The 26997-nt window shown below is 43.8% G+C and carries 25 protein-coding genes, 1 tRNA gene and 2 pseudogenes; 22 read left to right on the forward strand and 6 right to left on the reverse strand.

Features of this window, described 5'->3' with window-relative positions; genetic code table 11:
* Both O9334_RS15895 and O9334_RS15900 read left to right on the forward strand, forming a co-directional pair.
* A pseudogene (locus O9334_RS15895) lies at positions 1-193 on the forward strand (RNA-guided endonuclease TnpB family protein); the annotation flags it as partial.
* A gap of 43 nt (positions 194-236) precedes the next feature.
* Positions 237-722 carry a bZIP transcription factor gene (locus tag O9334_RS15900; RefSeq protein ID WP_045358321.1) on the forward strand — a complete coding sequence of 162 codons (486 nt, stop codon included), beginning with the start codon at positions 237-239 and terminating at the stop codon, positions 720-722.
* Positions 723-1060: 338 nt separating this feature from the next.
* Here O9334_RS15900 and O9334_RS15905 read toward each other — a convergent pair whose 3' ends face one another.
* Positions 1061-2572, reverse strand: coding sequence for an ABC transporter permease subunit (locus O9334_RS15905; protein ID WP_288001134.1), 1512 nt, complete (start codon positions 2570-2572; stop codon positions 1061-1063).
* Positions 2573-2770: 198 nt separating this feature from the next.
* Here O9334_RS15905 and O9334_RS15910 point away from each other — a divergent pair, with 198 nt between their 5' ends.
* The 5 genes from O9334_RS15910 (at position 2771) to O9334_RS15930 (ending at position 6939) form a co-directional block, all read left to right on the forward strand.
* Entirely contained in the window at positions 2771-3526 is a 756-nt protein-coding gene (locus O9334_RS15910; RefSeq protein WP_045358318.1) for an amino acid ABC transporter ATP-binding protein, read from the forward strand.
* 235 nt (positions 3527-3761) lie between these two features.
* The gene (locus tag O9334_RS15915) at positions 3762-4112 is read left to right on the forward strand and encodes a slr0373 family blue light stress response protein (RefSeq protein WP_045358317.1); all 351 of its coding nucleotides are present in this window, start codon (positions 3762-3764) and stop codon (positions 4110-4112) included.
* Positions 4113-4191: 79 nt separating this feature from the next.
* Positions 4192-5703, forward strand: a complete 1512-nt coding sequence (gene ycf46, locus O9334_RS15920) for a stress-responsive protein Ycf46 (RefSeq protein ID WP_045358316.1) — start codon at positions 4192-4194, stop codon at positions 5701-5703.
* Between the two features lie 134 nt (positions 5704-5837).
* Positions 5838-6191, forward strand: coding sequence for a DUF1257 domain-containing protein (locus tag O9334_RS15925; RefSeq protein WP_002731874.1), 354 nt, complete (start codon positions 5838-5840; stop codon positions 6189-6191).
* Between the two features lie 100 nt (positions 6192-6291).
* Positions 6292-6939: a class I SAM-dependent methyltransferase gene (locus O9334_RS15930; protein WP_288001135.1), complete on the forward strand. Its 648-nt coding sequence runs from the start codon at positions 6292-6294 to the stop codon at positions 6937-6939.
* Between the two features lie 273 nt (positions 6940-7212).
* On the opposite strand, the gene O9334_RS15935 is transcribed toward O9334_RS15930, so the two are convergent.
* On the reverse strand, positions 7213-9246 hold the full coding sequence (locus tag O9334_RS15935) for an elongation factor G (protein WP_288001137.1): 2034 nt from the start codon (positions 9244-9246) through the stop codon (positions 7213-7215).
* Between the two features lie 379 nt (positions 9247-9625).
* Here O9334_RS15935 and ychF point away from each other — a divergent pair, with 379 nt between their 5' ends.
* The 4 genes from ychF (at position 9626) to O9334_RS15955 (ending at position 14898) form a co-directional block, all read left to right on the forward strand.
* Positions 9626-10717: a redox-regulated ATPase YchF gene (gene ychF, locus O9334_RS15940; protein WP_045358312.1), complete on the forward strand. Its 1092-nt coding sequence runs from the start codon at positions 9626-9628 to the stop codon at positions 10715-10717.
* 406 nt (positions 10718-11123) lie between these two features.
* Positions 11124-13157: an N-6 DNA methylase gene (locus O9334_RS15945; protein WP_288001139.1), complete on the forward strand. Its 2034-nt coding sequence runs from the start codon at positions 11124-11126 to the stop codon at positions 13155-13157.
* 298 nt (positions 13158-13455) lie between these two features.
* A complete protein-coding gene (locus O9334_RS15950; RefSeq protein WP_288001141.1) occupies positions 13456-14130 on the forward strand; it encodes a PEP-CTERM sorting domain-containing protein in 675 nt (224 codons plus the stop codon).
* A 516-nt stretch (positions 14131-14646) separates the two neighbouring features.
* On the forward strand, positions 14647-14898 hold the full coding sequence (locus O9334_RS15955) for a hypothetical protein (RefSeq protein WP_288001143.1): 252 nt from the start codon (positions 14647-14649) through the stop codon (positions 14896-14898).
* A gap of 104 nt (positions 14899-15002) precedes the next feature.
* Here the strand turns inward: O9334_RS15955 and O9334_RS15960 are convergent, their stop codons facing one another.
* Positions 15003-16544, reverse strand: coding sequence for an NAD(P)H-quinone oxidoreductase subunit N (locus tag O9334_RS15960; protein WP_190380085.1), 1542 nt, complete (start codon positions 16542-16544; stop codon positions 15003-15005).
* 523 nt (positions 16545-17067) lie between these two features.
* Between O9334_RS15960 and pipX the strand changes: the two genes are divergently transcribed.
* From pipX to O9334_RS15985, 5 genes are all read left to right on the forward strand, one after another.
* A complete protein-coding gene (gene pipX, locus O9334_RS15965; RefSeq protein WP_045358306.1) occupies positions 17068-17340 on the forward strand; it encodes a transcriptional coactivator PipX in 273 nt (90 codons plus the stop codon).
* Between the two features lie 3 nt (positions 17341-17343).
* A complete protein-coding gene (locus O9334_RS15970) occupies positions 17344-18003 on the forward strand; it encodes a YggS family pyridoxal phosphate-dependent enzyme (protein WP_190380084.1) in 660 nt (219 codons plus the stop codon).
* Positions 18004-18463: 460 nt separating this feature from the next.
* Positions 18464-19036 (forward strand): cell division protein SepF, encoded by a 573-nt coding sequence (locus O9334_RS15975; RefSeq protein ID WP_045358302.1) that lies wholly within the window; start codon positions 18464-18466, stop codon positions 19034-19036.
* Between the two features lie 132 nt (positions 19037-19168).
* The gene (gene proC, locus O9334_RS15980; protein WP_045358301.1) at positions 19169-19981 is read left to right on the forward strand and encodes a pyrroline-5-carboxylate reductase; all 813 of its coding nucleotides are present in this window, start codon (positions 19169-19171) and stop codon (positions 19979-19981) included.
* Positions 19982-20060: 79 nt separating this feature from the next.
* Positions 20061-21581, forward strand: a complete 1521-nt coding sequence (locus O9334_RS15985) for an ArnT family glycosyltransferase (protein ID WP_288001147.1) — start codon at positions 20061-20063, stop codon at positions 21579-21581.
* Between the two features lie 19 nt (positions 21582-21600).
* On the opposite strand, the gene O9334_RS15990 is transcribed toward O9334_RS15985, so the two are convergent.
* Positions 21601-22137, reverse strand: a complete 537-nt coding sequence (locus O9334_RS15990; RefSeq protein WP_288001148.1) for a metal-binding protein — start codon at positions 22135-22137, stop codon at positions 21601-21603.
* An 81-nt stretch (positions 22138-22218) separates the two neighbouring features.
* On the opposite strand from O9334_RS15990, the gene O9334_RS15995 reads away from it, so the two are divergent.
* From O9334_RS15995 to O9334_RS16005, 3 genes are all read left to right on the forward strand, one after another.
* A tRNA-Val gene (locus O9334_RS15995) sits at positions 22219-22290 on the forward strand.
* 157 nt (positions 22291-22447) lie between these two features.
* Positions 22448-22795: a YkgJ family cysteine cluster protein gene (locus O9334_RS16000; RefSeq protein WP_045358298.1), complete on the forward strand. Its 348-nt coding sequence runs from the start codon at positions 22448-22450 to the stop codon at positions 22793-22795.
* A gap of 192 nt (positions 22796-22987) precedes the next feature.
* Positions 22988-24412 (forward strand): AAA-like domain-containing protein, encoded by a 1425-nt coding sequence (locus O9334_RS16005; protein WP_288001150.1) that lies wholly within the window; start codon positions 22988-22990, stop codon positions 24410-24412.
* A gap of 145 nt (positions 24413-24557) precedes the next feature.
* Here O9334_RS16005 and O9334_RS16010 read toward each other — a convergent pair whose 3' ends face one another.
* Both O9334_RS16010 and O9334_RS16015 read right to left on the reverse strand, forming a co-directional pair.
* Positions 24558-24797, reverse strand: coding sequence for a hypothetical protein (locus tag O9334_RS16010; RefSeq protein WP_045358294.1), 240 nt, complete (start codon positions 24795-24797; stop codon positions 24558-24560).
* The gene (locus O9334_RS16015) at positions 24794-25024 is read right to left on the reverse strand and encodes a hypothetical protein (protein WP_045358293.1); all 231 of its coding nucleotides are present in this window, start codon (positions 25022-25024) and stop codon (positions 24794-24796) included. The genes O9334_RS16010 and O9334_RS16015 overlap by 4 nt, the downstream gene beginning before the upstream one ends.
* Before the next feature lie 270 nt (positions 25025-25294).
* On the opposite strand from O9334_RS16015, the gene O9334_RS16020 reads away from it, so the two are divergent.
* The 3 genes and pseudogenes from O9334_RS16020 to O9334_RS16030 form a co-directional block, all read left to right on the forward strand.
* A complete protein-coding gene (locus O9334_RS16020) occupies positions 25295-25417 on the forward strand; it encodes a hypothetical protein (RefSeq protein ID WP_016514863.1) in 123 nt (40 codons plus the stop codon).
* Positions 25418-25428: 11 nt separating this feature from the next.
* On the forward strand, positions 25429-25749 hold the full coding sequence (locus O9334_RS16025) for a hypothetical protein (protein WP_286826188.1): 321 nt from the start codon (positions 25429-25431) through the stop codon (positions 25747-25749).
* A 316-nt stretch (positions 25750-26065) separates the two neighbouring features.
* Positions 26066-26797: pseudogene (locus tag O9334_RS16030) on the forward strand (formylglycine-generating enzyme family protein); the annotation flags it as partial.
* Positions 26798-26997 lie beyond the last annotated feature (200 nt).

A 26997-nucleotide genomic window follows, 5' to 3' on the forward strand; every position in this document is an offset into this window, starting at 1 on the left:
ATGTGGGTGTGTTTTAGATAGGGATGAAAACGCCGCTATCAATATCCTTAAAAAAGGGTTAAGTACCGTAGGGCATACGGGAACTTTCGGGCTAGATCCGATAAACGCTTGGGGAGAGAATACCTCTACTTTTTCAGAAGCGATTCTGTCTAAGCAAGTAATCTCTTTGAACCAAGAATCCCCGTCTCTTTAGAGCGGGGAGTGTCAACCCTTAAAAGCCCTAAATTAGTCAATTCATGACCACTACGCCGCGTCTTTCCCCCCAAGTACCCCAGAGTTGCACCGGTCGCCCCTCGGTTCCCCTCTCGGTCTATCGAGAATTAGTCAAAGAATTGCAGGCCACTCAGGCACGGGCGGAATCTCTAGAAGCACAAAACCAGCAACTTGTCAAGAGTAATCGGCAATTACGTCAGGAAATCGAGACAGTAGTTGCTCAGGGAAGAAGATTAGAAAAAGTGGTAGAGAGTTTCGAGAGGAATCCCGTCGAGGAACCCTCCTTCCTGATCCCGGTTCGTCCCCGTCTGGTTACACCCCCTTCTCCTTCGCTGCCGGTTAAGAAAGAAGTCTCAGTCACCCCTCCCATCACCCTTACTGCTTCAAAACAGCAATTACCTAAAAATATTTGGTTACTGGTCGGGTTAATTATTGTCGTGGTTCTTACCTCTGGTTTAGGGGCTTTTTGGCTGGTTTCTGCCTCTAGAAACGCGGGTTCGACCGACTGATTCACGGGGGCATCTCACATTTGCAGAAATACCGACAATCAGCAATTATTAGTAACTCTTAAATTATTACAGATATATCAGCAGCTGGCTGTAAGCATCCCACCGAAAAGCTAATGCGCTCCAGGGTTTGGGTAGGGCTGATTCATTCTTCGAATCTAATTCTTTTTTTTTGCTACCTTTAATCGCTGTAGGTTGATTCATGAATCAACCTACTATAACTGGACCAGGGTTTGGGTAGGGCTGATTCATTCTCCGAATCTAATTCTTTTTTTGCTACCTTTAATCGTTTATGAGGTAAGCAAAGCACGACGTTTAGTATCAGTTCCCATCTTTTGCCCCTAGGCTTTCTGTTCCTGTTTAGATTTATGTAGGGGATCCATATAAATCTCTAAGCGCTTAAATACCAGAGAGGAAAGGGTAGTTAAAACCAAATAAACTAAAGCAACAGCGATATAAATCTCGAAAGCTTTATAGGTAGTGGCTACCATTAATTGACCTTGCCGGAATAATTCTTCAAAACCGATTACTGCCGCTAAACTGGTATCTTTAATTAGGGTGATAAATTCATTCCCCAACGGTGGCAACATCCGGCGAAACGCTTGGGGAAAAATCACCTCGCGCATGGTTTGCACCGGGGACATTCCTAAACTAGAACAAGCTTCCCATTGACCATTATCGATCGATTGAATACCGCCGCGCATAATTTCAGCTAAATAGGCCGCCACATTTAAACTTAGGGCAAATAGGGCTGCTGGTAAACGATCTAAGTCGATATTTAAGCCAATTTCTCGGAACAACCCGGGCAAACCAAAATAGATCAAGAATAATTGCACCAGCATCGGTGTTCCCCGAAAGAAATCCACATAGATGCGGCAAATTGTTTTTAACCATTTGTAGGGAGAAATCAGGGCAATGGCCACTAAAGTTCCACCAATTAACCCGAACAGAAAAGACAGAACCGTTAACAGAATTGTCCAAGGAACCCCTTTAACAATCAGGTTATAGAATAATTCTCCCCAGTTAAAACTCGATTCCTGTAAATTCTTTAAAGCTGGGGCAACTAAAGGTAATTCTGGCGGTTTTTCTCCAAACCATTGCCGAAAAATAGCATCGTACTGACCACTTTCTATGACTCGACCTAGAGCATCATTAATTAATTGGAGATAGGGGGAATTTTTTGGTAAAGCAATGCCATAGAATTCCTCCGTTAATAATTCTCCGACCACTTTTACTCCCCGTAAACCCGCTTCTTTAATTGCATACAAAGTCACGGGTTTATCGTTAACTACCGCATCAACTCGACCATTAATTAATTCCTGCAAAGCTAAAGCCGCCGAGTCAAATTGACTAACTGTTGCCCCCGGTATTTTTGTCGCTTCTAAGGCTCCCGTAGTGCCAATTTGGACGGCAATTCTTTTGCCTTTTAAGTCTTCAAAATTTTTAATCGTCTGATTATCTTCCCGAACAGCGATCGCTAAACCAGCCTTAAAATAAGGTCGAGAAAAAGAAATCGCTTGGGCGCGTTCGGCGGTGATGGTCATACCACTAATAGCGGCTTCCACTGTTCTCGCTTGTAGAGCCGGAATAATGCCATCAAAGGGTAAATTTCTAAAGTCAATATTGAGATCGGCTTCTTTGCCAATCGCTCGCATTAAATCGATATCAAACCCGGTTAATTGTCCCCCTTGTTGAAATTCAAAGGGCGGAAAAGTCGCTTCTGTGGCGACTCGAAAAGGATTAGGAGGGGTCTGAGAAAAAGCCGGAATAACAGTTAATCCGAGCGCCAAGACTAATCCTAACAAGGCAAAGATGACTCTCTGCACCACCCGCCCTCGCCAAAATTTAATCATTTTTTAATTGTTTCTCCTTGATTTTTTTGCTCAATTAAGTTAATAATTTCGTCCTACTTCCCACCCAAGACAGATGTAGAGAGACTATTTGAGTATTATGATTATTCCTCTTGATAAAATGTCGTCAAGGATACAATTTAGCAGAAACTAATCTGGATACTTTTATACAGAATGTAAAATTTTCTACGAGAGGATATTATGACCACTACCACCCCTGTGATTGTCACTGAAGGTTTACGCAAAAGTTACGGCTCTTTAGAGGTACTTAAAGGAGTTACAGGCACTCTTTATCAAGGGGATGTGGTATCGGTAATCGGTCCCTCTGGCTGCGGTAAAAGTACCTTTTTACGCTGTCTCAATCGTTTGGAAACAATTAACGGCGGCCGCTTGGAGGTGATGGGGATTGACATCTCTTCCCCGAAGTTAAATCAATCGGTCCTCCGCAACTTACGCAGCCGGGTAAGTATGGTGTTTCAACACTTTAATCTTTTTCCCCATCTCACCGTTTTGCAAAACTTGATGTTAGCTCCCAAGCAAGTGTTACACCACTCGGAAAATGAGGCTAAAGATACGGCAATTCATTATCTGGAAAAGGTGGGATTAGCCGCAAAAGCCGATGTTTATCCCGACCAATTATCGGGAGGACAAAAACAACGGGTGGCGATCGCTCGCAGTCTCTGCATGAAACCAGAGGTGATTTTATTTGATGAACCCACTTCGGCCCTGGATCCGGAATTAGTCGGGGAAGTGTTAAACGTTATGCGTCAATTGGCCGATGAGGGGATGACTATGGTAGTCGTCACCCACGAAATGCAGTTCGCTAAGGAAGTCTCTAACAAGGTTTTGTTCTTTAATCAAGGTGTGATCGAAGAAGCAGGCGCTCCCGACACCTTCTTTAATAATCCCCACAGCGAGCGCCTACAAGCCTTTTTAAGTCGTATCAATAGTAACTAGGGTTGGCTGAATTCAGGAGGCAAAAGGCAAAAGGCAAAAGGCAAAAGGCAAAAGGCAAAAGGCAGCTTTATTCTCCCCACACCCCACACCCCACACCCCACACCCCACACCCCACTTCTCCAACAATTGTAAAGAAATGTTACAATTATGCTGTCATAACAGCTTACCATCTTGACAGGGAGGAAAGATAGTGGTTATAGTAAGGACACATACCCGGGTAAACCAATTTAGTGATATGCAAGACAAGCAAAAAGTCACACTGTACCTTCCCCCTGGAGTCCATCGTCAACTAAAAATAAGGGCTGCGATCGATGAAGAATCGATGTCAGGGCTGGTGGAAAAAGCGATCGCTTTCTACCTAAAATACCCCGAAAAGGTAGAAGAAATCGAAGCCGCCGCCTATGGCAAAACCTATCAGGTTCATGTCTGTCCCGAGTGTGATGCCGCCTTAGTAATGAAAGAAGATCGGCTAAGGTCGATCAAACGCCAGCCCGGAATAGTCGGCGACGAGTTCCCGCTCGAAGTTCCCGAACCCGTCGGAGCCCAAGCAACCGCAGAGGGAGAAGCAGCCTTAGTTCCCTGCTAAACTCTCAGTAGCCGAACAAGGCATCTACAGCCATCAGCCGCCCAAGGTCAAAACCGTTACCACAAATAGGGTCGATGTTATGAAAGAAGAGCTAGAAATTCTCGTCAAGGCTCAGTACCCCCTGATTTACCTCGTCACCTCCGAGGAGGAAAGGGCGGAAGAAGCCATCAGCAAAATAGCCCAACTAAATACACAACATCGACGGGTGTTTGTCTGGACTGTCACCCACGGCATGATCGAACAGGGTCAACCGCGCCAAACCAGTCAACATAATACCGTATCTCCAGAAGCGGCGATCGAATGGGTAGTGCGTCAACGGGAAGCGGGCATCTACATCTTCAAAGACCTGCATCCGTTCATCACTTCCGCCCCGGTCACTCGCTGGTTAAGAGATGCGATCGCCAGCTTTAAAGGAACCGAAAAAATCATTATTTTAATGTCTCCCCTGCAAGAAGTCCCCATAGAACTAGAGAAAGACGTAGTAGTTCTAGATTTTCCCCTGCCGGACATGGGAGAGTTAGATACGGTTCTCTCGCAACACCTAGGCAAAAATCAAAATCGCCGTACCACCACAGAAGTGCGGGAAAAACTCCTGAAAGCGGCCTTGGGCTTAACCAAAGATGAAGCCGAAAAAGTTTACCGCAAAGCCCATGTAAAAGCGAACAAATTGACGGAAGACGAGGTAGAAATCGTCCTTTCCGAGAAAAAACAACTGATTCGCCGCAACGGAATTTTAGAATACGTTGAAGAGGACGAGACCATCAACGCCGTCGGTGGTCTGGAAGAACTAAAAAAATGGTTAAAACAGCGCTCGAACGCCTTTACAGAAAGAGCCAGAGGTTACGGACTCCCCCAACCGAAAGGGATGCTAATTTTAGGAGTACCGGGCTGTGGTAAGTCCTTAATCGCTAAAACCACCTCGCGCCTCTGGGGTTTACCGCTCCTGCGCTTAGATATGGGACGGGTTTACGATGGTTCCATGGTGGGACGGTCTGAGGCTAACCTGCGTAATGCCTTAAAAACTGCCGAATCCATCTCCCCGGCCATTCTTTTCATCGATGAATTAGATAAAGCTTTTGCCGGTGGCACGGGATCCGCCGATTCCGATGGGGGAACCTCTAGCCGCATCTTCGGCTCCTTCCTGACTTGGATGCAGGAAAAAACCTCGCCCGTCTTCGTTATGGCCACAGCTAACCGGATTGAACGGCTACCGGGGGAATTTCTCCGCAAGGGGCGCTTCGATGAAATCTTCTTTGTCGATTTGCCCAATTCCGAAGAAAGACAAGATATCTTTAATATTCACCTGACTAAACGACGCTCCGACATTTCTCGCTTCGATTTGGAGCAGTTAGCCAAGGTATCCGATGGGTTTTCCGGTGCGGAAATAGAACAGGCGCTGATTGCCGCCATGTATGAGGCCTTCGCCCAAGATCGCGAATTCACGCAATTGGACATTATTGCGGCGATTAAGGCGACTCTGCCCCTATCTCGCACCATGACCGAACAGGTGACGGCCCTGCGTGATTGGGCCAGACAACGCGCCCGACCTGCTTCGGCCTCCGTCGCTGAGTACCAGCGATTGGAGTTCTAACAGACTTTCGCCCGCTCCCAACGGGATGAAAGGCTAGTTCTCAGGGACTAGCAATGCCTCGCAAAGCCGCTTGGCGGCACTCTTTAACTCTCGATCTGTTGTTGTTGATTCTTATCTACAAAGAGGAAATTCCAATGTCTCATTTTAGCACTCTCCGGACCAAAATCACCGATGCCGAAATCCTCAAAGCTTCTCTCCGCGACCTCGGCATTAGCGTGAAAACTGAAGCCGATGTTCGTGGTTACAACGGTCAACGGGTTCGCTCCGACATCGTTGCTGTTCTCGATGGCGAATATGATCTCGGTTGGTCTCGCAATACCGACGGCAGTTTCGATTTAATCGCTGACCTCTGGGGTGTAGCCAAAAAACACAATCAAACCGAATTGATCAACTCGATCAACCAAAAATACGCTGTGAACAAAACCCTATCCGAAGTGAAACAGCGTGGTCTGCAAAACGCTAACGTTAAGCTAGTCGTTCAAAGCTAAGATTTACAGCGCGTTCCCAAGCCTAGGGGTTGACCAGTTCGGTTAACCCTTTTTTCTGTCTGTGGGGTATGTTAAGAATAGTAAAATTAACTTGACAAAAATGCTCCGACCCGAAGAAAGAACTAAATTCGATCCGACCAAAGACAGCGATTTTTATGCTTTTCCCCGCTTCGTCACCCACGTGGATGAGGGTTTTATCGATCGATTAACCGCTCTCTACCGAGAGATATTATCGCCGAATACACGCATTTTAGACCTGATGAGCAGCTGGGTGTCCCATTTACCGGAGGAGATGGAATTTGAGCATATCGAAGGTCACGGGATGAATGGGGAGGAGTTAGCCAAAAATCCCCGCTTGCATAGTTATTTTGTCCAAGACCTCAATGCACAGCCAAAATTGCCCCTAGAGGATAGTTCTTTTGATGCGGTGTTAATCACGGTGTCGGTGCAGTATTTGCAGTATCCAGAGGCGATTTTTGCGGAACTGTATCGCATTTTAAAGCCTAATGGTCTGGTGGTGGTCAGTTTTTCCAATCGGATGTTTTACCAAAAAGCGATCGCTGTTTGGCGCGATAATAGCGATTTAGGCCGGGTAGCGTTAGTGAAATCCTATTTTAAATCGGTGGCGGGATTTAGGGAAGTACAGGGGATCGTTCGTCCTGCTACTACCCCCAGTTTCCTGCAAATGTTAGGAATTATGGTCGCTGATCCCTTCTATGCAGTGATAGGAAAAAAGAATCCTCTCTAGGATTGTAATCATCGTTAACACTCCTAGGGTTATTCCTAATATTGACTCTCCCCCGCTAACCGCTCGCGCGGTGTAGCGGGGGATTCTCGGTTCATAGGCTTTTAACTAGATCGACTGGGTTTAACCCGGTCGATCCCCGTCAAATCGCCTCCGCGAGCATTTTCTAACACGGTCAGTCCGACCGCGTTTTTGCCTCGATTCTCCCCCGATGTCGGGGGGGTTGCCTTTTGCCTGTTGCCTCATCTCAACAAGCAATTTAAATGCGCGGGCAGCTTACTTTTGACCGTTACCCTGCATAGCTAAAACCGCATCGCGCAGTTTATCCGGCACTTCTTGCAGGTGATCCTCATCCCACCGGAAGAAACCGACCCCCATAGTCAAAGAACGCAATTCAACGATCAAATCGTGCATTTCCGCTTGGGGGAGATAGGCCGTCACCTGATCCCAACCTTTCCACTCCTCAGAAGCTTCAAAACCCTGAATTTGTCCGCGTTTGCCACTGATTAACTGTAAAACCTTGGCGGTGTATTCTGAGGGAGCGAGAACCGTCACCGATAGAATTGGTTCTAATAAGACTGGATGACATTTAGGTAGTCCCTCCGTCATCGCTAGACGGGCCGCTTGTTTAAAAGCTTGTTCGGAACTATCGACACTGTGATAGGAACCATCGGTGAGAGTAACATCAATATCCACCACGGGGAAACCCAAAGGACCATGACCGAGATATTCCCGCACTCCCGTTTCCACCCCGGGTATATACTGTTTGGGGACGACACCACCGACAATGGTTTCATGGAAGTGGAAACCTTCCCCCCGGGCCAGGGGTTTAATATCGAGGTAAACATCACCAAAAGCACCGTGGCCGCCGGTTTGGTGTTTATAGCGTCCGTGGGATTTGGTACTGGCCTTGATTGTTTCCTTGTAGGGGACTTGGGGTAAATGGGTGGTCATCGGTAGATTATACTTGCGTGCTAGGCGATCGAGGGCCACTTGCAGATGAATTTCTCCCTGTCCCCAAAGAATCACTTCTTTAGTGTCGCCGTGTTGTTCCCAGTAGAGGGAGGGATCTTCTTCGATCAGTTTTGTCAAAGCTGAACTTAATTTAACTTCATCCTTGCGATTTACGGCGGCAATGGCCAAGGCAAAGACGGGTTTGAGTTGTAAACCTTTGGGAAGATCGGGTTTTTGACTGCCGCTGCTAACCACGTCTCCGGTGGCGATTCCCTCCAAACGACCGAGAGCGACAATTTCCCCCGCTTGCGCTTGCTGTAAGGGTTGTTGTTGTTGTCCCATGAGACGATAGATACCACCAATCCGCACACCGTTCAAGGCCATGCCATCGTTAAGGGTTCCCTGCCAGATTCGCCCTAGGGAGAGGCGACCGCCCTGGGGAGTAAAATAGGTTTTGAGGATTTGTACCACTGCGTCCCCGTCCGCACTGGTATCGAGACCGCGACGGTTGGCAGTAATTGTCGGGGCCGGTGTTTCTTCCACTAAAGCGGTGAGGAGATGACGCACACCATAATCCCGTTCCGCCATACCGAAGAACACGGGTACTATCTGATCGGCTCCCAGTTCTTGTTTTAAGTCTTGGAGAATTTCTTCCCGGGAGGGGTTAATATCTTCGAGGAGTTCTTCTAAAAGATGATCGTCAAATTCGGCGATCGTTTCCAGCATTTCTTGTCGAGCGCTCTGTTCTTCTTCCTTGAGGTGGTCGGGTAAAGCTACAGGATCGGCGGGACTGTTAGCATGGTAATGATAAGCCTGTTCGTTGATTAAATCGATAAATCCGATAATTTCGTTATTCTGACGGATAGGATATTGCTGGGGAACGAGGGGACGACTAGAAACGGATTTGAGAGCTTGTAGGACTTCGTTAAAGTGACTATTACAGCGATCCATCTTGTTGATGAAGATTAGATGCGGAATTTCCCAATCATCGAGGAATTTTAGCAAGGGAGCCAGGGTGAGAACTCGATCGACCACTGGTTCACAAACGATAATAGCAGCACCGGCCCCGACGAGGGCATTATAGGTTTCACTGGCAAATTCGATCGAACCGGGGCAATCGAGAAAGGTAAAATTTAGGTCTTGGTATTGACTATGGGCAACGGAAACTTCTACACTCATCTGTCGATCCCGCGCTTGGGTGGAACTATCACCAACGGTATTGCGATCGCTGATTTTTCCTTTTCTGGTGATCGCTCCTGTGACGAAAAGTAAACTTTCCAGTAAGGAGGTTTTGCCACTGGAGTAGGGGCCGACAAGGGCCACATTACGGGTGTTTGCTCCGGTACTTTGGTTCATACAGATACCCCCAACAATGATTTAGTGATTAGTTGCGGCGATTGGACGATATTTACACTCGATCGCCCTAGGAAATATACTGTCATAGCACTGAAAATTACTCTCAGGACGTATTTAGAAGTGAAAGGCCTGTCTTGCCATAATTTTGCCTAGTGCTACAGGTGTATTCTTTCTTACTCTTCACCCTAACTCAGTCTCAAGCATTACATCCCATTCTCGCAATCTCTTGTAAAATCTCGCCTACTTTTAGTTAAGGAACTTGAATAAATGTTAACTAAGCTGTTAACTATCCACCGTCTTTCTCATCAACTGGATTTACAAAAACGAGAGGCAGCCTGATATAGTGAGAGGTCGGGATGATGTTTATCAAGCAATTTTTATGTTGAAAGCTGGAATCGTGGGACTGCCAAATGTGGGGAAATCGACCCTATTTAACGCTCTGGTGGCTAATGCCAAGGCCGAGGCGGCTAATTTTCCCTTTTGTACCATCGAACCGAATGTGGGTGTGGTATCCGTCCCCGATGAACGTCTGGAGGTTTTGGCTAAAATCTCTAATTCTGAGAAAATCGTGCCGACGCGGATCGAATTTGTCGATATTGCCGGATTAGTTAAGGGTGCGAGTCGCGGGGAAGGATTGGGTAATCAATTTTTGGCTAATATCCGGGAAGTGGACGCGATCGTTCATGTGGTGCGCTGTTTTGATAATGATGATATTATTCATGTTTCTGGGTCCGTGGATCCGGCCCGGGATATCGAGGTGATTAATCTAGAGTTAGCTCTAGCGGATTTGGGACAGGTGGAGAAGCGGGTGGAACGTTTACGCAAACAGGCGAAAAATAGCAAGGAAGCCGCCGAAGAATTGGCTATCCTTGAAAAAATCCTAATTTGTCTTAATGACGGTATTTCGGCGCGAAAAGTGGATTTAAGCAAAGAGGACGAAGAATTAATTAAAAATCTCGGTTTATTGAGTCGTAAACCGATTATTTATGCCGCTAATGTTAGCGAAGATGATCTGGCCACGGGTAACGATTGGGTAGAAAGTGTCCGTCAAATTGCTCAACAGGAACAGGCAAAAGTTGTGATCGTTTCTGCTCAAGTAGAATCGGAATTAGTGGAATTGTCGGAGGAAGAAAGAAAAGATTTTCTCGGTTCTTTAGGAGTAGAAGAAGGGGGATTAAAATCTTTAATTAAAGCTACCTACGAGTTATTAGGACTGCGTACCTATCTCACCACTGGACCCCAAGAAACCCGCGCATGGACGATTATTTCTGGCATGAAAGCACCCCAAGCAGCCGGAGTTATTCACTCGGATTTTGAACGGGGTTTTATTCGTGCAGAAACTGTGTCTTATCAGGATTTAGTTAATAGTGGTACGATGAGCGCGGCTAAAGAAAAAGGTTTAGTCAGAAGTGAAGGCAAGGAATACATTGTTCAAGAGGGTGATGTTTTACTATTCCGTTTTAATGTTTAGCTAAAAATAAATCAGGTGAGCGTCGCCCACCTGATCAAAAGGCTAAACAATAGGCGTTGTCAATAGCTGTAGGGCTAATTCATGAATTAGCGCCAATTGTAGGGCTAATTCATGAATTAGCCCTACAATTGGCCTTGTCAATTTGAAAGATGCTCCGAATTTCTGTCATCAACAATCTCTCAGCTTTTTTTACTCACTTTGGTTAACATTAAACTGAATTTTTTATCTCTTGACATCCTCTAATTTATATTCTATAATCAGGTATAGTGGCAAGTTCTTGTTTAATCAAGATGGCGATTATCTCTGTCCACTAAAAGACTGGTTTGCTAGGAGTCGAGGCTAAAAATATTCTATCTATTCAACAACCCGCAAGGGTAAACGGTCAAATCAAGCGCAGTAGCAGTAAATGAAAGAGCAAGGATTGTTATTTTCTGAAGATAGCCTGTTACCTGAAAAACTCCCGCAAATTCAGGAATTACGACCTTCTAACAATCTTTCAGCAGTTTTTGAAGAGTGCCATAATTATATTTACGCCAACGAAGGAATGCTCAAAGACAAGATTTTTCACGAGATGGTTAAACTAATCATCATCAAACTTCATGATGAAAAATCTGTCAAGCAATCTGTAAATTTTGGCGTTACAGCAAGTGAATATAAAGCCATCGTAGCCAATAAGTCCGATGAATTTATGTCGCGTCTCAGTCAATTATTTACCTCCATCAAGAATCATTATCGGGGATTTTTCACCGATGACACATTCAAGTTAAAACCTTTAACTCTTGCTTATATTGTAGGCAGGTTACAGTACATTAATTTAAGTAAAACATCTGGCGATATAAAAGGGGAAGCCTTCCAGACTTTTGTAAATAGACACCAGCGTGGAGATAGGGGAGAATTTTTTACCCCTCACCCAATTGTACGCCTTGCGGTTGAAATGATAGACCCCAAACCAAACGAAAAAATTATAGATCCTGCTTGCGGAAGTGGTGGTTTTTTAATTCAAGCAATAAACCATGTTCGACAAAATAATCCAGAGTTCGATATAGCAAGTTTTGTGCAAGAAAGTATTACAGGAATTGAATTTAATCCTGATGTCGCCCTTTCGGGAATGATTCGTTTAGTTTTTGAAGGTGGCACAGGTTCAGAAATTATCTGCACTAATGCGCTTATCGAAGATGAAAAATTAAATAATTCTTTTGATGTTATCTTGACCAATCCTCCTTTCGGAAATAAAGGCAAAGTAGAAGACCAGAAAATTCTTAAATCATATCTTCTCGCCAGGAAATGGCATAAATCAGCGTCCAATGGTTGGGAAGTTTCCCCAACCGTTTTAGCGGGTCAGTCGCCCGATATTTTATTTATTGAGAAATCTATAAAATTATTGCGCGCAGGTGGACGCATGGCGATTATTCTGCCCGATGGTTTATTACAAAATATCTCTAATGAACCGATTCGGCATTGGTTACGCTCCCAAACAAAAATATTAGGTGTTGTTTCCATACCGCCAGAAGCCTTTGTACCCTACGGCACTGGAATCAAGACATCACTTTTGGTAGTTCAAAAATTACCAGCAAACCATGATTCTTGTTTTATGGCACAAATCAAAAAAATAGGCTATGACGTTAAAGGACAAACAATATATAAGCGCAACGAGTCGGGAGTTATAGCCCGAACAAAATCAGGTTTGCCAATAGTTGACGATGATATAGATGATATTTCTCACTCTTTTAGGTCATTTATCAATGGCGAATTTGCACAAAACAGCGATTGTATTTATACAGTTAAGAATACCCTGCTCAATTCGAGACTGGATGCCGAACATTATTTACCCAATGACCAAAAATTATTAGAACATCTAAAATCTATTGGGGCGAAACCTTTAGGTGAAATTGCCGATATTTTGAGAGATGCGGCTGATTTTCGTTTAGCTAGGGATAGTGAAATTAGATATATAGCTATTTCTGATGTTGATTATCGTACAATGCAAGTTGTTTCTCAACAAATAATCAAGGCACATGAGGCCCCATCTCGCGCAACTTATAGATTGTACAAAGGCGATATTATTACAGCAATTTCAGGAGCAAGTACGGGAACACCACGCCAAGCAACAGCCCTAATCACAGAAGATGAAGACGGAGCAATTTGCTCAAATGGATTTTCAGTATTAAGAAATATTCAGGGAGTCGAGCCTTTGTTTTTATTAGTATATATGCGAACAGACTTTTTTTTGCGTCAGGTTAAAAGGTACATGACAGGTCATGCTATTCCTACTATTTTAGTAGATGATGTGTCAAAAGTTTTAGTGCCTATTCCACCCCAATCTGAACAGCAGAGAATAGCAAAAAGTATGGCTGAAATTCAAGCAATTAGAAAAGAAGCGTTAAAAGCAAGTGAGAATGTTGTTAACGAAATGAGTCTTTTACTTGGCCAATTTGAGTAAGGCAAAAAGCAGGTTAAGCTTAGAAAAAGTCTTAATACTAAATCCGGTTATTAAACACTGATTATCTATTACCACTTTTGCCTGTCCTGATATGTAGCCTATACTCAACGGATTTAGTATCAGTCGCTAGTCGGGGAGAAGAATATAAAGAATTATTAAATTGTAGTTTTTGATACATTTGTGGGGGGGGAATGTGTATTATCTCTTTCGTCTGCCTGTTGTCTTGGGTTAGGCTGTTGCTTGACCAAGCTGCGAGCAAGACGATAGTTGCCTCTATTCACCCGTTTGCTCAATCAAGATGATTAAAAACCGATTAATTCCCACCCTAGCTTTAGCTGGCGCAACTTCTCTCGCTGCTATGCTCACTCCTGTGGCAGCAACGGCCGTTACTTTTACTGTTAACCGCAGTTGGAGTAATGGTAGTAATAACGCTTCTTTAGTGGGAACCGTAGATGTGCCAATAGGTAGCTATACTATCAACTCAACTGGTACTCCCAATCCCTTTACCAACGTTAACCTTACCTTGACAGTTAATGGTACTCCTTTTACTTTAGATACTGTCGTCATTCCTAGTGGCTCTATCAGCGGAACAGGGCAATTTTTGGTTAATGCCACATCTTCAACGTTAACTTTTAATACAAACGTTTCTGGTTTTAACGCGGCCAGAGTAAGGTTTCAGAACTCAGGAAATCCGTTCGGCAACAGGTGGTATGACATCGGTACTTTCCTTGACTTCTTCACTTTTCAGCTTGTGAATTTTGAAGGTTCAATCGCTTCACCTGGTTTCACCGAGGTTGTAGCTTCAGTATCTTTACCCGTAACTTTTGGGACAGCACAAACAGCACAACAAGTACCTGAACCCGCCTCCCTCTTTGGTCTTGGAGTCCTCGGTACTCTCGGCGCAGCTTCAACCCTCAAACGCAAACTAAAGCCATCCAAATCAGCCGAAAAAGAAACCACAAAAGTAGGCTAAATTGCTCACAAAAAATACAATAAATGCCCCCTTCAATTAGCCAGTTGAGGGGGGTTTATTTTTAGTCCATGTTTCTATTTAGGGTTTGCTGAATAAATGTGAAATATAGACGAGGTAAGGGTTTTATTGTCCTGTTTTGCTCTCACAGGTGCAAGATTTTGAGAGAATCGTGGTTCAAAACCTTGCGTCTTCATCGGCCCGCGTCCTGTAGGGGCGAAGCATTCGGGCAATAACCTATCGGTGAAACCGTAGATTTTCTATCCGAATGCTTCGCCCGTACTTTTTCAGCAAGCCCTATTCATTGATTTTTTTGTCCAATGGCAACTTTTACATCAATATCGTCAAATTCAATGAGTATGGTGATCTTGTGCTACAATAGAGGTCTGTTAAAAGTAAAAAGAACAATCAATTAAGTAGGTAGGCGTTAAAAATTATCAGACACCCCCCTTATCAAGGGGGGCAGGGGGGATCGAACCTAAAATACATTTTTAATTTAATTATAACCAGCTACTTACCATGAATAGCAAGACAGAAATCACTATTCAAGTTCCTTTAGAAATTGCTAGATATTACGCTAAAATTAAACCCAATGACCGAGGGAACATAGAAAACAAATTAACTGAAACTATTCAATTAGAATTAGAAAAATATCGTCAAAAAGCAGTGGCAAGATTATCACCAATTATGGATCAAGCTAGTGATGAAGCAGAAGCTAAAGGATTAACTCCAGATATTTTAGCGTCTATTTTAGAACAAATTGAGAGTTAATCACATTACTAAAAACGGATTAGCTGTAGGGCTAATTCATGAATTAGCCCTACAATAGGCGTTGTTATTCTGATCTGACAACGCCGATAAATCAACGGGGATTTTCAATTTGCCCGGGAAATGTGCGTCGCCAGGGCCGCCGATTGTAGGATAGGGGTAGTGGTGACGGAATCCGTCGCTAGGGTAAAGAGAGGATTGGAGAGGATACCGGCCAGGGAAGTCGCCACTAGGGAGAGGACAATGCCCACCTGTAGGGGACGCATCCCAGTAAGAGTCCAATTGATAACGGGGTAATTTTTCACCGCATCGGACATCTCTTGGGGTTCCTTGACCACCATCATTTTGACCACACGGATATAGTAGTAAATCGAGGCCACACTGGTAACTAAACCAACGAGGACGAGGGCATAAAGTCCCGCTTGCCAACCGGCCCAGAATAGATAAATCTTACCAAAGAAGCCCGCTAGAGGCGGAATTCCCCCCAAAGAGAGCAGACAGATGCTTAAACAGAGGGTTAGGAGCGGATCTTTCTGGTAGAGTCCCGAATACTCAGCGATCTGATCGGTTCCAGTTCTCAGAGCAAAGAGAATCACACAGGCAAAAGCCCCTAGGTTCATGAACAGGTAAATTAACAGATAGAAAATCATGCTAGAGTAACCCGCGTCAGTACCGGCGGTTAAACCAATCATGACAAAACCCGCCTGACCGATCGAGGAATAGGCTAACATCCGTTTCATGCTAGTTTGGGCCAAGGCGACCACGTTGCCGAGGATCATGCTCAAAATTGCTAGAGCGATAAAGATAAACCGCCATTGTTCGCTGACTAGACCGAAAACCGTCACTAATAGGCGAATTGCTAGGGCAAAACCGGCCGCTTTGGAACCCACCGAGAGGAAAGCCACCACGGGAGTGGGTGAACCTTCGTACACATCAGGAGTCCACTGGTGAAAGGGAACCGCCGAAATTTTGAAGGCGATACCGGCAATCACAAACACTAATGCGATCGCTAAGGCCAGGGACTGACCACCGTTAACATCAGTTAATTTTTGGGCAATGGCACTTAAACTGGTTTCACCTCCGGATAAACCGTAGAGAAGGGAAACACCGTAGAGGAAAATCGCCGAACTAGAAGCTCCAATTAACAGGTATTTTAAAGCGGCCTCGTTCGATCGAGGATCCCGCTTCATGTAACCGGTCATTAGATAGGAGGAAATACTGAGCATTTCTAGGGAGATGAAGATCATCACCAATTCACTAGCGCCAGATAGGAACATTCCCCCGAGGGTTGCGGTGAGCATAATGGCCAAGAATTCCGCTAGGGAAGTTCCCGCTTGTTCCACATAACGGATAGACATCAGCACTGTGGAGGCGGTAGAAAGGGCAATAATCGCCCTAAAGACGATACTGAGATTATCACCCTCAAAAGCCCCTAAAAAGGCCACTGGTTTCGGATTGTCCCAAGCAAAATAGAGAGCAACCACAGCAGCGAGCAGACCAGCGATCGCAGCGTAGGGCAGCCAACTTCTGGCACTCCGTCCCACGATTAAATCGCCGATTAAAATCACCATCAGGGTAATAATCAGGATTCCTTCGGGCCAGATAACGCCGGCGTTTAGCTGACTGGCAACAAGACTAGAAAAATCCATATTGATTGAGGTTAAAGGAATTTGAAGTTAAAAAAGGCTTAATACAAGCTTAGGGCATTTCATCAGTGATTCAGTGATCAGTTATCAGTTATCAGTGATCAGATCTGAGTTTTCAGTTCACCGATCGCCGCTATCGGGTCAAAATATCTAAAAAACCAGATAAATTTGACATAATCTTAGCTTTTATCGGTAGGAAAGTTATCTCTTGTTTTTTTACTCCTCCTGTCTCCGATTCTCGGAGTCTCGGATTCTTCTCACCTAACGGAGGATTTTTGATTTTTGCAGCCGAGCTAATTTCTGATGGTGACAAGTTGTCACCGAGATGTATCCACGTTAACAGGGAAAAAGTGAAACATCAGGAAATCATGACATAGACTGGCATCGTTAGTTGTCATTGAAGGATTCTGATAAAATTAGGCTAGGGAAACACCCGGAAAATCACTTGTTTTCGAGCCATCCGCTTGATTTTGTTGTTGAAAAACTTTCTAGTTCGCTCAATCCTTTTCCTTTAGCGCTCGCTTGAATGAGTAACGAAACCTATCTCAATCATCCCACTTTCGGTCTATTATACAGAGTGTGTCTATTAGAAGAACATCAGGAATTATTTACCACTCTTTATGCCCAACGTCTTTTTTTTCTGGTGACGGCCGGACCCAAAAAAGTCTCGTTCGCTCCGATTAGTCGTTCCGATGCTCGTCTTTTGGTGGAAAATCGGCTGCGGAATTTGCGACGGCGCAGTAATGTGCAAGAATTTAACAGTCTCAACCAAACTTATCAACAAACCTTTTCAGTCTAGTTCATGACGATCGCTAGTCGTATCGAGTCAATCCGTCTTACCCTACCCCCCTCCACGCGTCTGATTGCCGTCAGTAAACAGGTATCTGGCGATTATATCCGTCAAGCTTACCGAGCAGGAGTGAGAGATTTTGCTGAAAGTAAGCTACAGGAAGCAATCTCGAAGCAGCAAGAACTAAAAGACCTCCAGGATATTTCTTGGCACTTTATCGGGCATCTACAGGCAAATAAAGCCCGCAAAGTCCTAGAATCTTTTGATTTAATCCATTCCCTCGATAGTTTAAAATTAGCCCAAAGACTCGATCGCCTAGCTGGGGAATTAGAGATTAATCCCCAAGTTTTGCTACAGGTGAAAATTGTCCCCGATCCCGATAAGTTCGGTTGGGACACAGACGAATTACTAGCAGATATTCCCGCTTTAGTCAACTGTAAACAGCTAAAAATTCAAGGTTTGATGACAATTCTGCCCCGAGGATTATCCGCTGGGGAAAAGTTAGCCGCCTTTGAAAAAACCAGAGATTTAGCCCAAATAATCGAGAATAGCTCTAGTTTACGCCTGCCTCATCTATCAATGGGGATGTCTAACGATTATCCTCTCGCCATCAAGGCCGGAGCCACTTTAATCCGGGTGGGAACCAGCATTTTTGGCGATCGCATTTACTGAACCATCTCCGTAAATTTACAGAAAAACCCCCCTAGAAAATTTAATGATCGGTGATAATATATATTAGAATTGCAGCGCCCAATCTAGAAGCTGGTGGTTAGAAATGAGGAATTGACTTTTTCCCAATCCCTGAAAACTATCCCCTGAGCACAAAGACCGAATCTAAAACCTAATTGGTTAAGCTAAAAGCTTTGATGTGCTTAGTTTCTAACCTTCTTTTTAGGTAGGAGAATTGCCAGATTCTGTCTTCTGCACGAGTGCCTGTTGCCTCTTGCCTTCAGCAGCTGATAACTGATAGCTTAATTTGGGAACTAACCGCTGCCTCCAGACGACTAAAATGACGAACCCTTAACAAAATAGTTCCCCTGTACTAAGTTAGAGCAAAAATTGTTAAAGGCCAATAAATAACCCCGACTCTAGACAAGACCACCCAAAAAAATCTTGTGAAGGACCTTAGACTGTGAACAACATTTTTACCAAACTCAAAGATTTTGTCGGCATCTCCGAACAACCAGAAGACGAAGACGAAACCGACTACGAAGAAATGAACTGGGAAAAGTCTTCCCCCCAAGAGAAGGATCAAAACGAAGAAGAAGAACCGCTTAATCGTCGTCAACGCGAACCTTTAAATCTCAACACAGCCACATCTATGGGACCCAACAGAAGCAACGTGATCGGTATGCCAGGTATTAACAACAATAATGCAGAAGTAGTCGTGATCGAACCCCATTCCTTCGAGGAAATGCCCCAAGTTATCCAAACCCTGAGAGAACGCAAATCGGTGGTTTTAAACCTCAACGTCATGGCTCCCGAAGAAGCACAAAGAGCCGTGGATTTTGTCGCCGGTGGCACTTACGCGATTGATGGTCATCAAGAACGCATCGGTGAGAGTATTTTCCTATTTACCCCCAGCTGCGTTAAAGTTAGCACCCTTTCGGGAACTATTCACGATATCGCCGACAATCCGAAAATGGCTCGACCCGTTTCCTCCGCACCTGCTTGGGGCGCTGAAATCAATCGATTAGCTCAATGAATCCGCCCATAGTCCTCTCGTCAAGTTTGTCGAAGCTGGAAATCGCTCGATTGCTCGAGAGGATGTGTTTTTTCTGGGTAAGACCTCTAAATCTGCCTTTTTTTCTTTTTACTTTTTACTTTAAAAAATACTGTGTCTATTCGCTTAGGAATTATTGGCGGTGGAGTGATGGCCGAGGCCATTCTCAGCCGTTTATTAAAAAAAAATATTTATAGTCCCGAAACGGTGTTAGTCAGTGAACCCCAATCCCAACGGCGTAACTTTTGGGTTAATACCTACGGAGTAAAAGTCAGCGAGGATAACCGGGAAGCCGCTAGAGCAACTGAGGTGTTAATCTTAGCGGTAAAACCGCAAATTTTAGAGCAAGTAGTGAATAGTTTGCTGGGAATACCCGAAAAACCCCTAATTATCTCGATTTTAGCGGGAGTTACCCTCAATCGCTTAGAAATGGGCTTTCCCGATCGCCCCGTAATCCGGACGATGCCCAATACCCCGGCCACGGTGGGACAAGGGGTTACAGCGATCGCACCCGGTCGTCATGCGGAACCGGAACATCTGGCCGTAGCCAGAGATATTTTTGCTGCGGTCGGTTCGGTGGTGGAAGTTCCCGAGCCTTTGATGGACGCAGTAACGGGATTATCGGGATCGGGCCCGGCATTTGTGGCCCTGATGGTGGAAGCTTTAAGCGATGGTGGTGTGGCGGCCGGATTACCGCGAGCGATCGCGTCTCAATTGGCCATAGAAACAGTTTTAGGGACGGCAACCCTATTAAAAGAATCGGCCATACATCCGGGAGAATTAAAGGATCGCGTCACTAGCCCCGGGGGAACTACGATTGCCGGGGTGAGACAATTAGAAAAAGGCTCTTTTCGCTCGACAATTATCGAGGCAGTAGTGGCGGCCTATCATAGATCTAAAGATTTAGGGCGTAGTTCCGAAAAGTAATCTTGGTATCTTTTTTAACCCCCTAACTGATGTCTCGATCTGTGATAAGATACGCAGCAATTCTTGTCCAGAAAAAGTTATGAATAAGAAATCTTATCGTTTTGATTTAATGGCATTAATTGCCATTGCTGTTTTTTTTCTGGGGATTGTTTTCTGGAAAGTCCCGCTTCATTATCCCTATATCCTTAATTTTGATGAAGCGGTGGCCCTGGTACTTGCCTACGTCACCAAACAAGGTTATCGTCTCTACGAACAAGTTTGGCACGATCATTTATCGGGTTTATCTCTTTTACTAAATGGTTGGTTAAGCGTGACAGGATTTACTATCCATGCTGCGCGCATTATGGTGCTTTCTTTGTCCACAATTATGTTAGGAATTTTTTATCTAATCCTGAGAGTTAATTGCGGAATATTGGCGGCTTGTTTATCGGTATTTATTCTCTCAACCTGTCCAGTGTATATTAACCTGTCAACGACAATGTTGCGGGAGTTACCCTCACTTTTTTTTACAATCTTAAGTATTTTTATTATCTTTAAAGCCCTTCAATCCACGGGGAAGCTTAAGTATGGGCTGTATTTACTCAGTGCCATTGCTTTCGTTTTTTCCCTGCAAATTAAACTTTCGGGCATTACTATTATCCCCACTGTAGCTTTAATTATTTTTCTCAATCAACAGAATAGTTTTATTAAAAGAATTATTGATATTGTTATTTGGTCAGTCGCTGTTGTTTTAGTCTTTGTCTTGGGTTCCCTGACTATTTTTCCTTTTTCCTACGCAAATATTATTAAATCTCATGTCAGTGTTGCCGCTAGTTTCGGTGAAGAAAATCTCACTTTATTGACTCTCTTACAAAGCGTCCTACAGTACGAACCAATTTATATAATCGTGACAGCGATCGCTATTATAGCGATGGTTTTTACCCGCAACATAATACCACTTTTACCGCCGTTGGTCTGGTTAGGTTCTAATCTGTTCAGATTTGCTACAGTCGCCCCAATTTGGCCTCATTATTATATCCACTTAATTATTCCCGCCGTTTGGATAATTGCCTTGTTTGTCGAACAGTTAAAAATTAGTGATAGTCTCGTGGAATTTAGGCAAAATCGAAAAATAACCCTGGAATTAGTTCTCAAAATGCTGATTTTTCTACCACTGTCTGGCCAATTTCTCTTTAATACCTTGAGAATAATCACCAATCGTGATCCGGCAATTAATGCCTACGTTCAATTTAATAAAAGGTATAAACCTCTTTTAGCAGAAGCTGTGTTTGAAAAATTTAAAAACTCCGATAAACTTCTGTTAACCGACAATCCTCACTACATATATCAATATTTCTTGAAAACACCCCCAGAAACTGCTGTCATCACCAGAAAGAGATTTATCAATCAGAATCTTGATGGGGATTTTATCCTAGAAGTCATCGAAAAAAGACAGCCCGATTTGGTTTTTCTCTATCGATTTGAAAAGGAATTTCTGCAATCACCAAAACTCAAGGATTATCTAGAGAAAAATTATATCCAGTTTCCCGATCAGCAAGAAAAAGGAACTCTCTTTATCAGTCCGAAAACTTGGCAAGAATATCAAAGTAAGGCTAATTAGAAATTGTGGACGCGGACTATTAACGTTTTTTCTTTTTTACCGGTTTTTGAGCCACTTTTCGAGAACGTTTGTAGGCCGATCCGATCCAATCACTACAACTATGACTCATCGCCCCTAATTCTAAACCCAGGAAAATAGCGATCGCTAGCTGGGGATACTGTTGCCATAATGCGATCGCTTGCTGCGGCCACAGTCGCCAATCCCAGTCTATACCCCAGAAACTTTGCAGGATGGGAATGATGATGATCGCCGCTAGTAAAAGAAAACTACCAAGATAAAATAACCGAAAAATTGTGCCGATCAATAAACCGTGGGATAACCAACCGCGATGACGGATCATGGAACGGTAGGGTAGCCACAACCAGCGCAGATAACCCCAACGTTTGTATTGTACCGAGTGGATGTCAAGATCCGGTCCAAACAGAAATCCGCTAAACAAATAACTGGCCAACAGTAATAGCGTTAATTTACCACTACCACTGACCAAAAAACTCGCCCCCGCAATCGGTGGCAGCAAAATTAGGGTAATGCGATCGTGAGTTCGACCAGAGGGCATCGGAAAAAAATCAACTCGCTCAAAAAAATAATATACTTTTTTGAAAATATATGTTATACTAAGAAAGTGCAAGATTAATTCGGGCGTTTAGCTCAGTGGTAGAGCGCCTGCCTTACAAGCAGGATGCCGTAAGTTCGACCCTTACAACGCCCATTTTATTAGATTCTTGCCTCGTCAAGCTTTCATACCCGATCGCAGGTTGAGATTAAAACTATTGAGGGGAATTCTTGCTGGAAGGCAAAATTGGGACTAATTGCTAGTAAGCTGGTCAGTAGGTACTAGGATTAATTCATCGCGGCACACCGGTTATATGGCCAATTGGAAATGTATTAAAAATTGTGGAGCTTGTTGTCAACTAAATCCCGATGAGCGTCCTGACTTAGAAGAATATCTTACTCCCGCACAATTAAGTCAATATCTCAGCATGGTGGGGGAAGAGGGTTGGTGTATACACTTTGATCGCCAAACCCGTCTCTGTACCATTTATGACCAGAGACCAGAATTTTGTCGTGTTCAACCCGATATTTTTGCCAAAATGTATCAAATTGAACCGAGAGAATTCGATCGATTTGCGATCGATTGCTGTCATCAACACATTGAGGATCTTTATGGGGAAGATAGCCTAGAAATGAATAGCTATCGTCAGCAAGTAGGCTAAGATTTATCCCTATCCCAGAAATAACTCGGACGGGGAAGAAAATAAGTGGTCTGGTTATTGTCCCGATCCTCTCCATCGCTAAACCAGTAAAATTACGGAATCGATTGTTTCCCTGTTGAGGAGAAGTCTATAGGAAACTCAAAACCTCTAGTAGAGGTGCAGAGTTTGAGTTCAGGACAGGGAAAAACTATCATGGAAAAACCAGAAAAACAGCGCCGCAGACGCGGGGTTGTCCTTACCCCCACGGGACTAGAAAAATTACTTACTGCCAAACAAGAAGCGGAGTATCGGGATAATCGCGGTCATCGTTTCACCCTAGAAGTCCTCAGCGAGAAAACTCTTTTAGGGGTAGATACTTTGATGAAGGTATTTGCTTGTGAATCGGGAGTGGATAAACAAACCCTGAAACATTGTTTTCAAGCTTTTAATTTAACTTTAGAAAATAGCGATTATTATCGTCCTAACTTACCAGAAACTGATACTATTAATCCTCAACTATTGCCTGAGTTACCAGAGGGACAAGTCCCCCTCAATTCCCCCTTTTATATTAACAGAAACAATCTGGAACAGACTTGTTATCAAGAGGTCTTGCGCGGGGGTAGTCTGATCCGGATTAATGCGCCCATAAAAATGGGAAAAACTTCCCTGATAACCAGAATTATTAATTATGCACAACAACAGCAATACCATACACTTTATTTTAGTTTTCGGTTAGCAGAAAGCTCAATTTTTCAAGATTTAAATCACTGGATGCGTTGGCTTTGCGTTAGTATTAGTCGCCAGTTAGATTTAGACAATCATCTCCCACAGGATTGGGATGAATTCTTGGGGGGTAAAATTAACTGTAAAATCTATCTAGAAAAGCATATTCTCTCCCATCTCGATCATCCTTTAGTGCTTGCCTTTGATGATCTTGAATATCTTTTACCCTATCCACAGCTAGGGGAAGAATTTTTTAGTATTCTGCACCTCTGGCACGAGGAAGGCAAAAACAAACCTCTCTGGCAAAAATTACGTTTAATTGTTGCCTATTCCCCTGCACAGGAGCTTGATAAAACCTCAGATACCTATCAATCTCCTTTTAGTCTTGGTTTACCGATCGAATTGCCTAATTTTACCAGCGCACAAGTACGAGAATTAAGCCAAAGACAGGGATTAGATCAGAATTTTGACTCCGAAAAATTACGGATATTTCTAGGAGGTAATCCCTATTTAATTCGTCTTGCTTGCTATTATATTGCTCGGAGCAATTGTACCCTAGAAACCATTCTCGCTAATTCGATTAAGGAGGAAAGTAATATTTTTGCAGATCATCTTAAACGTTTACTTTCACATCTGCAATACTTAAAGGGCAATTTAGCGGCTATCTTTGCTAAGGTGGTGATGGCGGAAAAAGACATAGAAATTGATATAATGGCGGCTTTTCACCTAGAAAGTCTCGGACTGATTCACCGACAAGGTAAGTTTTGCCGAGTCAGTTGTCCTCTCTATCGTCAATATTTTGGCGAATATTTCCGGCAACGTTCTGTTTTTTTGCCTCAAAAAACTTCTATCCTCGCCCAAAAAATTACGCTTGCTCACTTTGATACTTCCGAAAAAAGTCGCTATGCCATCTAGTTTATCGAATGTCATTAAGTAGTCGTGCAAAATAAATTTCCTAGTGAAGAAAGGCAAAAGGCAAAAGGCAAGAGGCAAGGGGGGGGTTAGATATGTGTAATTAATTTTGCTTAGGTACTTATGAGGGAGTGATACTAAATCCTGTTTAAAAAGTATAGGAGAGTGGCAAGTGGGTTTTTAAAGTTCGAGTGGGATAGGCTTGTAGTTCCTCTGTTTTACGAATAAAACTTTTCGTACTCATCATGATCGCCAATCCAAAAAAATTTAACGACGGATGAAACGGATTCTCTACCCATAACCGATATGCTTTCCTGGCTCCGGCTTTGACTGCTGGTTTCAAGTCGCGATACTTCTGCCAAAATGAGGGCAATGTCGCGGAATTCATAGCTGCTCATAATCCATCGGTGCGGACAATCCTGCTGCAATCTCTTCTTTGGCTTTTTGGGCTGCTGCGACTAGATTATTCTTCGTCTGTTTGAACGACTGATCCCATCGTTTTTCTTCTTCAATTTCTGCAATATAAGCTCGAACATACTCTACTAACTGCTCTTGAAGCTCATCAGGCAGAGACTCAACCATCTTGATGATCGTGGTAATAGCAGGAGAGGGCATGGTATCTATCAGCGTAGTAGGTTTTCTCTATTCTACAACGTCCACCGCAAACCAAAAATGATATGATCTTTGTTTCCTCTGTGTCTGGAGTGGTTTTTATTAAGTAGGTAGGCGTTAAAAGTTGTCAGATCCCCCCGCCTATCGGCACCCCCCTTATCAAGGGGGGCAGGGGGGATCGAACCTAAAATCCATTTTTAATTTAATTATAACCAGCTACTTAATGAGCCTTGCTCAAAACCAAACAATTTATAATTCAAGAGCGAGGTATTTATGGGTAAAGAAGAAGAAATACTTGAACAATGGCGAGAACTGACACCGGAAAAGCAACAAAAAGTTTTACAATTTGTTCAAACACTGAAATCTAAGTCAGAAACAACAGCACCAATTAATTAGGAGTCTAACCCATGAGCGGCCCCACCATCGAAACCGATTTAGGAAAAATCCTAGACCAGATTAATCAGAATCTTAAAGAGACCAATCAGAAGCTAGACGCGCTCCAGAAAGATGTCACAGACATGAAGATTGTTCAAGTCAGATTCGAGGCCGAAGTCAAGGGAGACCTCAAGGCATTACAGGGAGAATTCAACACCTTACAAGGTGATCTAAAAGAGATTAAAGGTTCCCAGAAAGCCCAAATTTGGGCATTAATCACCATCTTGGCAACAGCAGTTATCGGAACTGTTATCCGCTTTGTCATCACTGTTCCCCCTGTTAGCAACCCCTAACTTCCACTGTCGGGGAACAGGCTTCTGGTTCCTGTTTGATATTCAGGTAGAATTAATCATATAATTGGTGCGTTACGGCGGATTGTTAATTTTGGTTTTTTGACGGGATTTGTAACCGCCTAATCCACCCTACACTTTACTAATTCTTAAGATTCCCATAGTTCACCCACTTCAAAAATTTGGGAGGCTTGAAAAAATGTCAAAAAGATGGTCGCGCCGTAAAGTTTTAAAACAGTTGGGGTTAGTTACAGCCGGGAGTGTCGCTAGTGTTGTTTCTTCATGTCAGTCTATTACTCAATTTCGTCCTCAACCGATAAATCTAACTCCATTTACAGAGAAACTACCCAAGGGAGTAACACTGGAGATGGTAGGCTTACCAGCAGGTCAATTTCTCATGGGATCTCCTGACAGTGATCCCGATGCTGACAAGTCTGAAAAGCCTCAACATCTAGTTAAAGTAAACAGTTTTGCGATTGGCAAATATCCGGTGACTCAGGCACAATATGAAGCAGTAATGGGAAAAAATCCCTCTAATTTTAAAAACAATCCCCAAAATCCGGTAGAATGGGTTTATTGGAACGATGCTCAAGCCTTTTGTAAAAAATTGAGTCAAATAACCGGGAAAACCTATCGCCTCCCCACAGAAGCGGAATGGGAATATGCCTGTCGTGCAGGGACAACCACTCGCTTTTATTTTGGTGATCATGCCAATCAGTTAGGAGATTATGCTTGGTATGACGGAAATTCTCAGTATACAACTCATCCTGTTGGTCAGAAAAAGCCAAATGCTTGGGGGCTTTATGACATGAGTGGCAATGTTTGGGAGTGGTGCGAAGACAATTGGCACTATAACTATGAGAATGCACCAAGGGATGGCAGTGCTTGGCTGACAAATGATAATGATGATCGAATACTGCGGGGCGGTTCTTGGTTCAACTTTCCTTATGACTGCCGTTCCGCTTACCGCAACCCCAACTACCGCCGCGACAGCGACGACACCACCAACAACGGTTTTCGGGTGGTGAGCGGTGCTGGGAGGACTCTGTAACCCTTTTCCCCTTTTTTTCCCTTTTTACCCTTTTTTACTTTTTCCAATTTTTCCTGCCGCTATAGCGGTAAGCGCTTGAGTGAGATACAGACCAAGCTTTGCCTAGCATGGTTTATAGCTTGTGACACTGTACCTAATACGACTGCACACCGCTATAAGCTAGTGAGGTACACATATTTTTCTTCCCTTTTGACTTTTGC

Source organism: Microcystis sp. LE19-8.1F, from assembly GCF_027531715.1.
Taxonomy (GTDB): Bacteria; Cyanobacteriota; Cyanobacteriia; order Cyanobacteriales; family Microcystaceae; genus Microcystis; species Microcystis wesenbergii_A.

Excerpts from the sequence above, each read along its gene's own strand:
- O9334_RS15900 (WP_045358321.1), top strand. The coding sequence starts at position 237 with ATGACCACTACGCCGCGTCTTTCCCCCCAAGTACCCCAGAGTTGCACC.
- O9334_RS15905 (WP_288001134.1), bottom strand. The coding sequence starts at position 2,572 with ATGATTAAATTTTGGCGAGGGCGGGTGGTGCAGAGAGTCATCTTTGCC.
- O9334_RS15910 (WP_045358318.1), top strand. The coding sequence starts at position 2,771 with ATGACCACTACCACCCCTGTGATTGTCACTGAAGGTTTACGCAAAAGT.
- O9334_RS15915 (WP_045358317.1), top strand. The coding sequence starts at position 3,762 with ATGCAAGACAAGCAAAAAGTCACACTGTACCTTCCCCCTGGAGTCCAT.
- ycf46 (WP_045358316.1), top strand. The coding sequence starts at position 4,192 with ATGAAAGAAGAGCTAGAAATTCTCGTCAAGGCTCAGTACCCCCTGATT.
- O9334_RS15925 (WP_002731874.1), top strand. The coding sequence starts at position 5,838 with ATGTCTCATTTTAGCACTCTCCGGACCAAAATCACCGATGCCGAAATC.
- O9334_RS15930 (WP_288001135.1), top strand. The coding sequence starts at position 6,292 with ATGCTCCGACCCGAAGAAAGAACTAAATTCGATCCGACCAAAGACAGC.
- O9334_RS15935 (WP_288001137.1), bottom strand. The coding sequence starts at position 9,246 with ATGAACCAAAGTACCGGAGCAAACACCCGTAATGTGGCCCTTGTCGGC.
- ychF (WP_045358312.1), top strand. The coding sequence starts at position 9,626 with ATGTTGAAAGCTGGAATCGTGGGACTGCCAAATGTGGGGAAATCGACC.
- O9334_RS15945 (WP_288001139.1), top strand. The coding sequence starts at position 11,124 with ATGAAAGAGCAAGGATTGTTATTTTCTGAAGATAGCCTGTTACCTGAA.
- O9334_RS15950 (WP_288001141.1), top strand. The coding sequence starts at position 13,456 with ATGATTAAAAACCGATTAATTCCCACCCTAGCTTTAGCTGGCGCAACT.
- O9334_RS15955 (WP_288001143.1), top strand. The coding sequence starts at position 14,647 with ATGAATAGCAAGACAGAAATCACTATTCAAGTTCCTTTAGAAATTGCT.
- O9334_RS15960 (WP_190380085.1), bottom strand. The coding sequence starts at position 16,544 with ATGGATTTTTCTAGTCTTGTTGCCAGTCAGCTAAACGCCGGCGTTATC.
- pipX (WP_045358306.1), top strand. The coding sequence starts at position 17,068 with ATGAGTAACGAAACCTATCTCAATCATCCCACTTTCGGTCTATTATAC.
- O9334_RS15970 (WP_190380084.1), top strand. The coding sequence starts at position 17,344 with ATGACGATCGCTAGTCGTATCGAGTCAATCCGTCTTACCCTACCCCCC.
- O9334_RS15985 (WP_288001147.1), top strand. The coding sequence starts at position 20,061 with ATGAATAAGAAATCTTATCGTTTTGATTTAATGGCATTAATTGCCATT.
- O9334_RS15990 (WP_288001148.1), bottom strand. The coding sequence starts at position 22,137 with ATGCCCTCTGGTCGAACTCACGATCGCATTACCCTAATTTTGCTGCCA.
- O9334_RS16000 (WP_045358298.1), top strand. The coding sequence starts at position 22,448 with ATGGCCAATTGGAAATGTATTAAAAATTGTGGAGCTTGTTGTCAACTA.
- O9334_RS16005 (WP_288001150.1), top strand. The coding sequence starts at position 22,988 with ATGGAAAAACCAGAAAAACAGCGCCGCAGACGCGGGGTTGTCCTTACC.
- O9334_RS16010 (WP_045358294.1), bottom strand. The coding sequence starts at position 24,797 with ATGAATTCCGCGACATTGCCCTCATTTTGGCAGAAGTATCGCGACTTG.
- O9334_RS16015 (WP_045358293.1), bottom strand. The coding sequence starts at position 25,024 with ATGCCCTCTCCTGCTATTACCACGATCATCAAGATGGTTGAGTCTCTG.
- O9334_RS16020 (WP_016514863.1), top strand. The coding sequence starts at position 25,295 with ATGGGTAAAGAAGAAGAAATACTTGAACAATGGCGAGAACTGACACCG.
- O9334_RS16025 (WP_286826188.1), top strand. The coding sequence starts at position 25,429 with ATGAGCGGCCCCACCATCGAAACCGATTTAGGAAAAATCCTAGACCAG.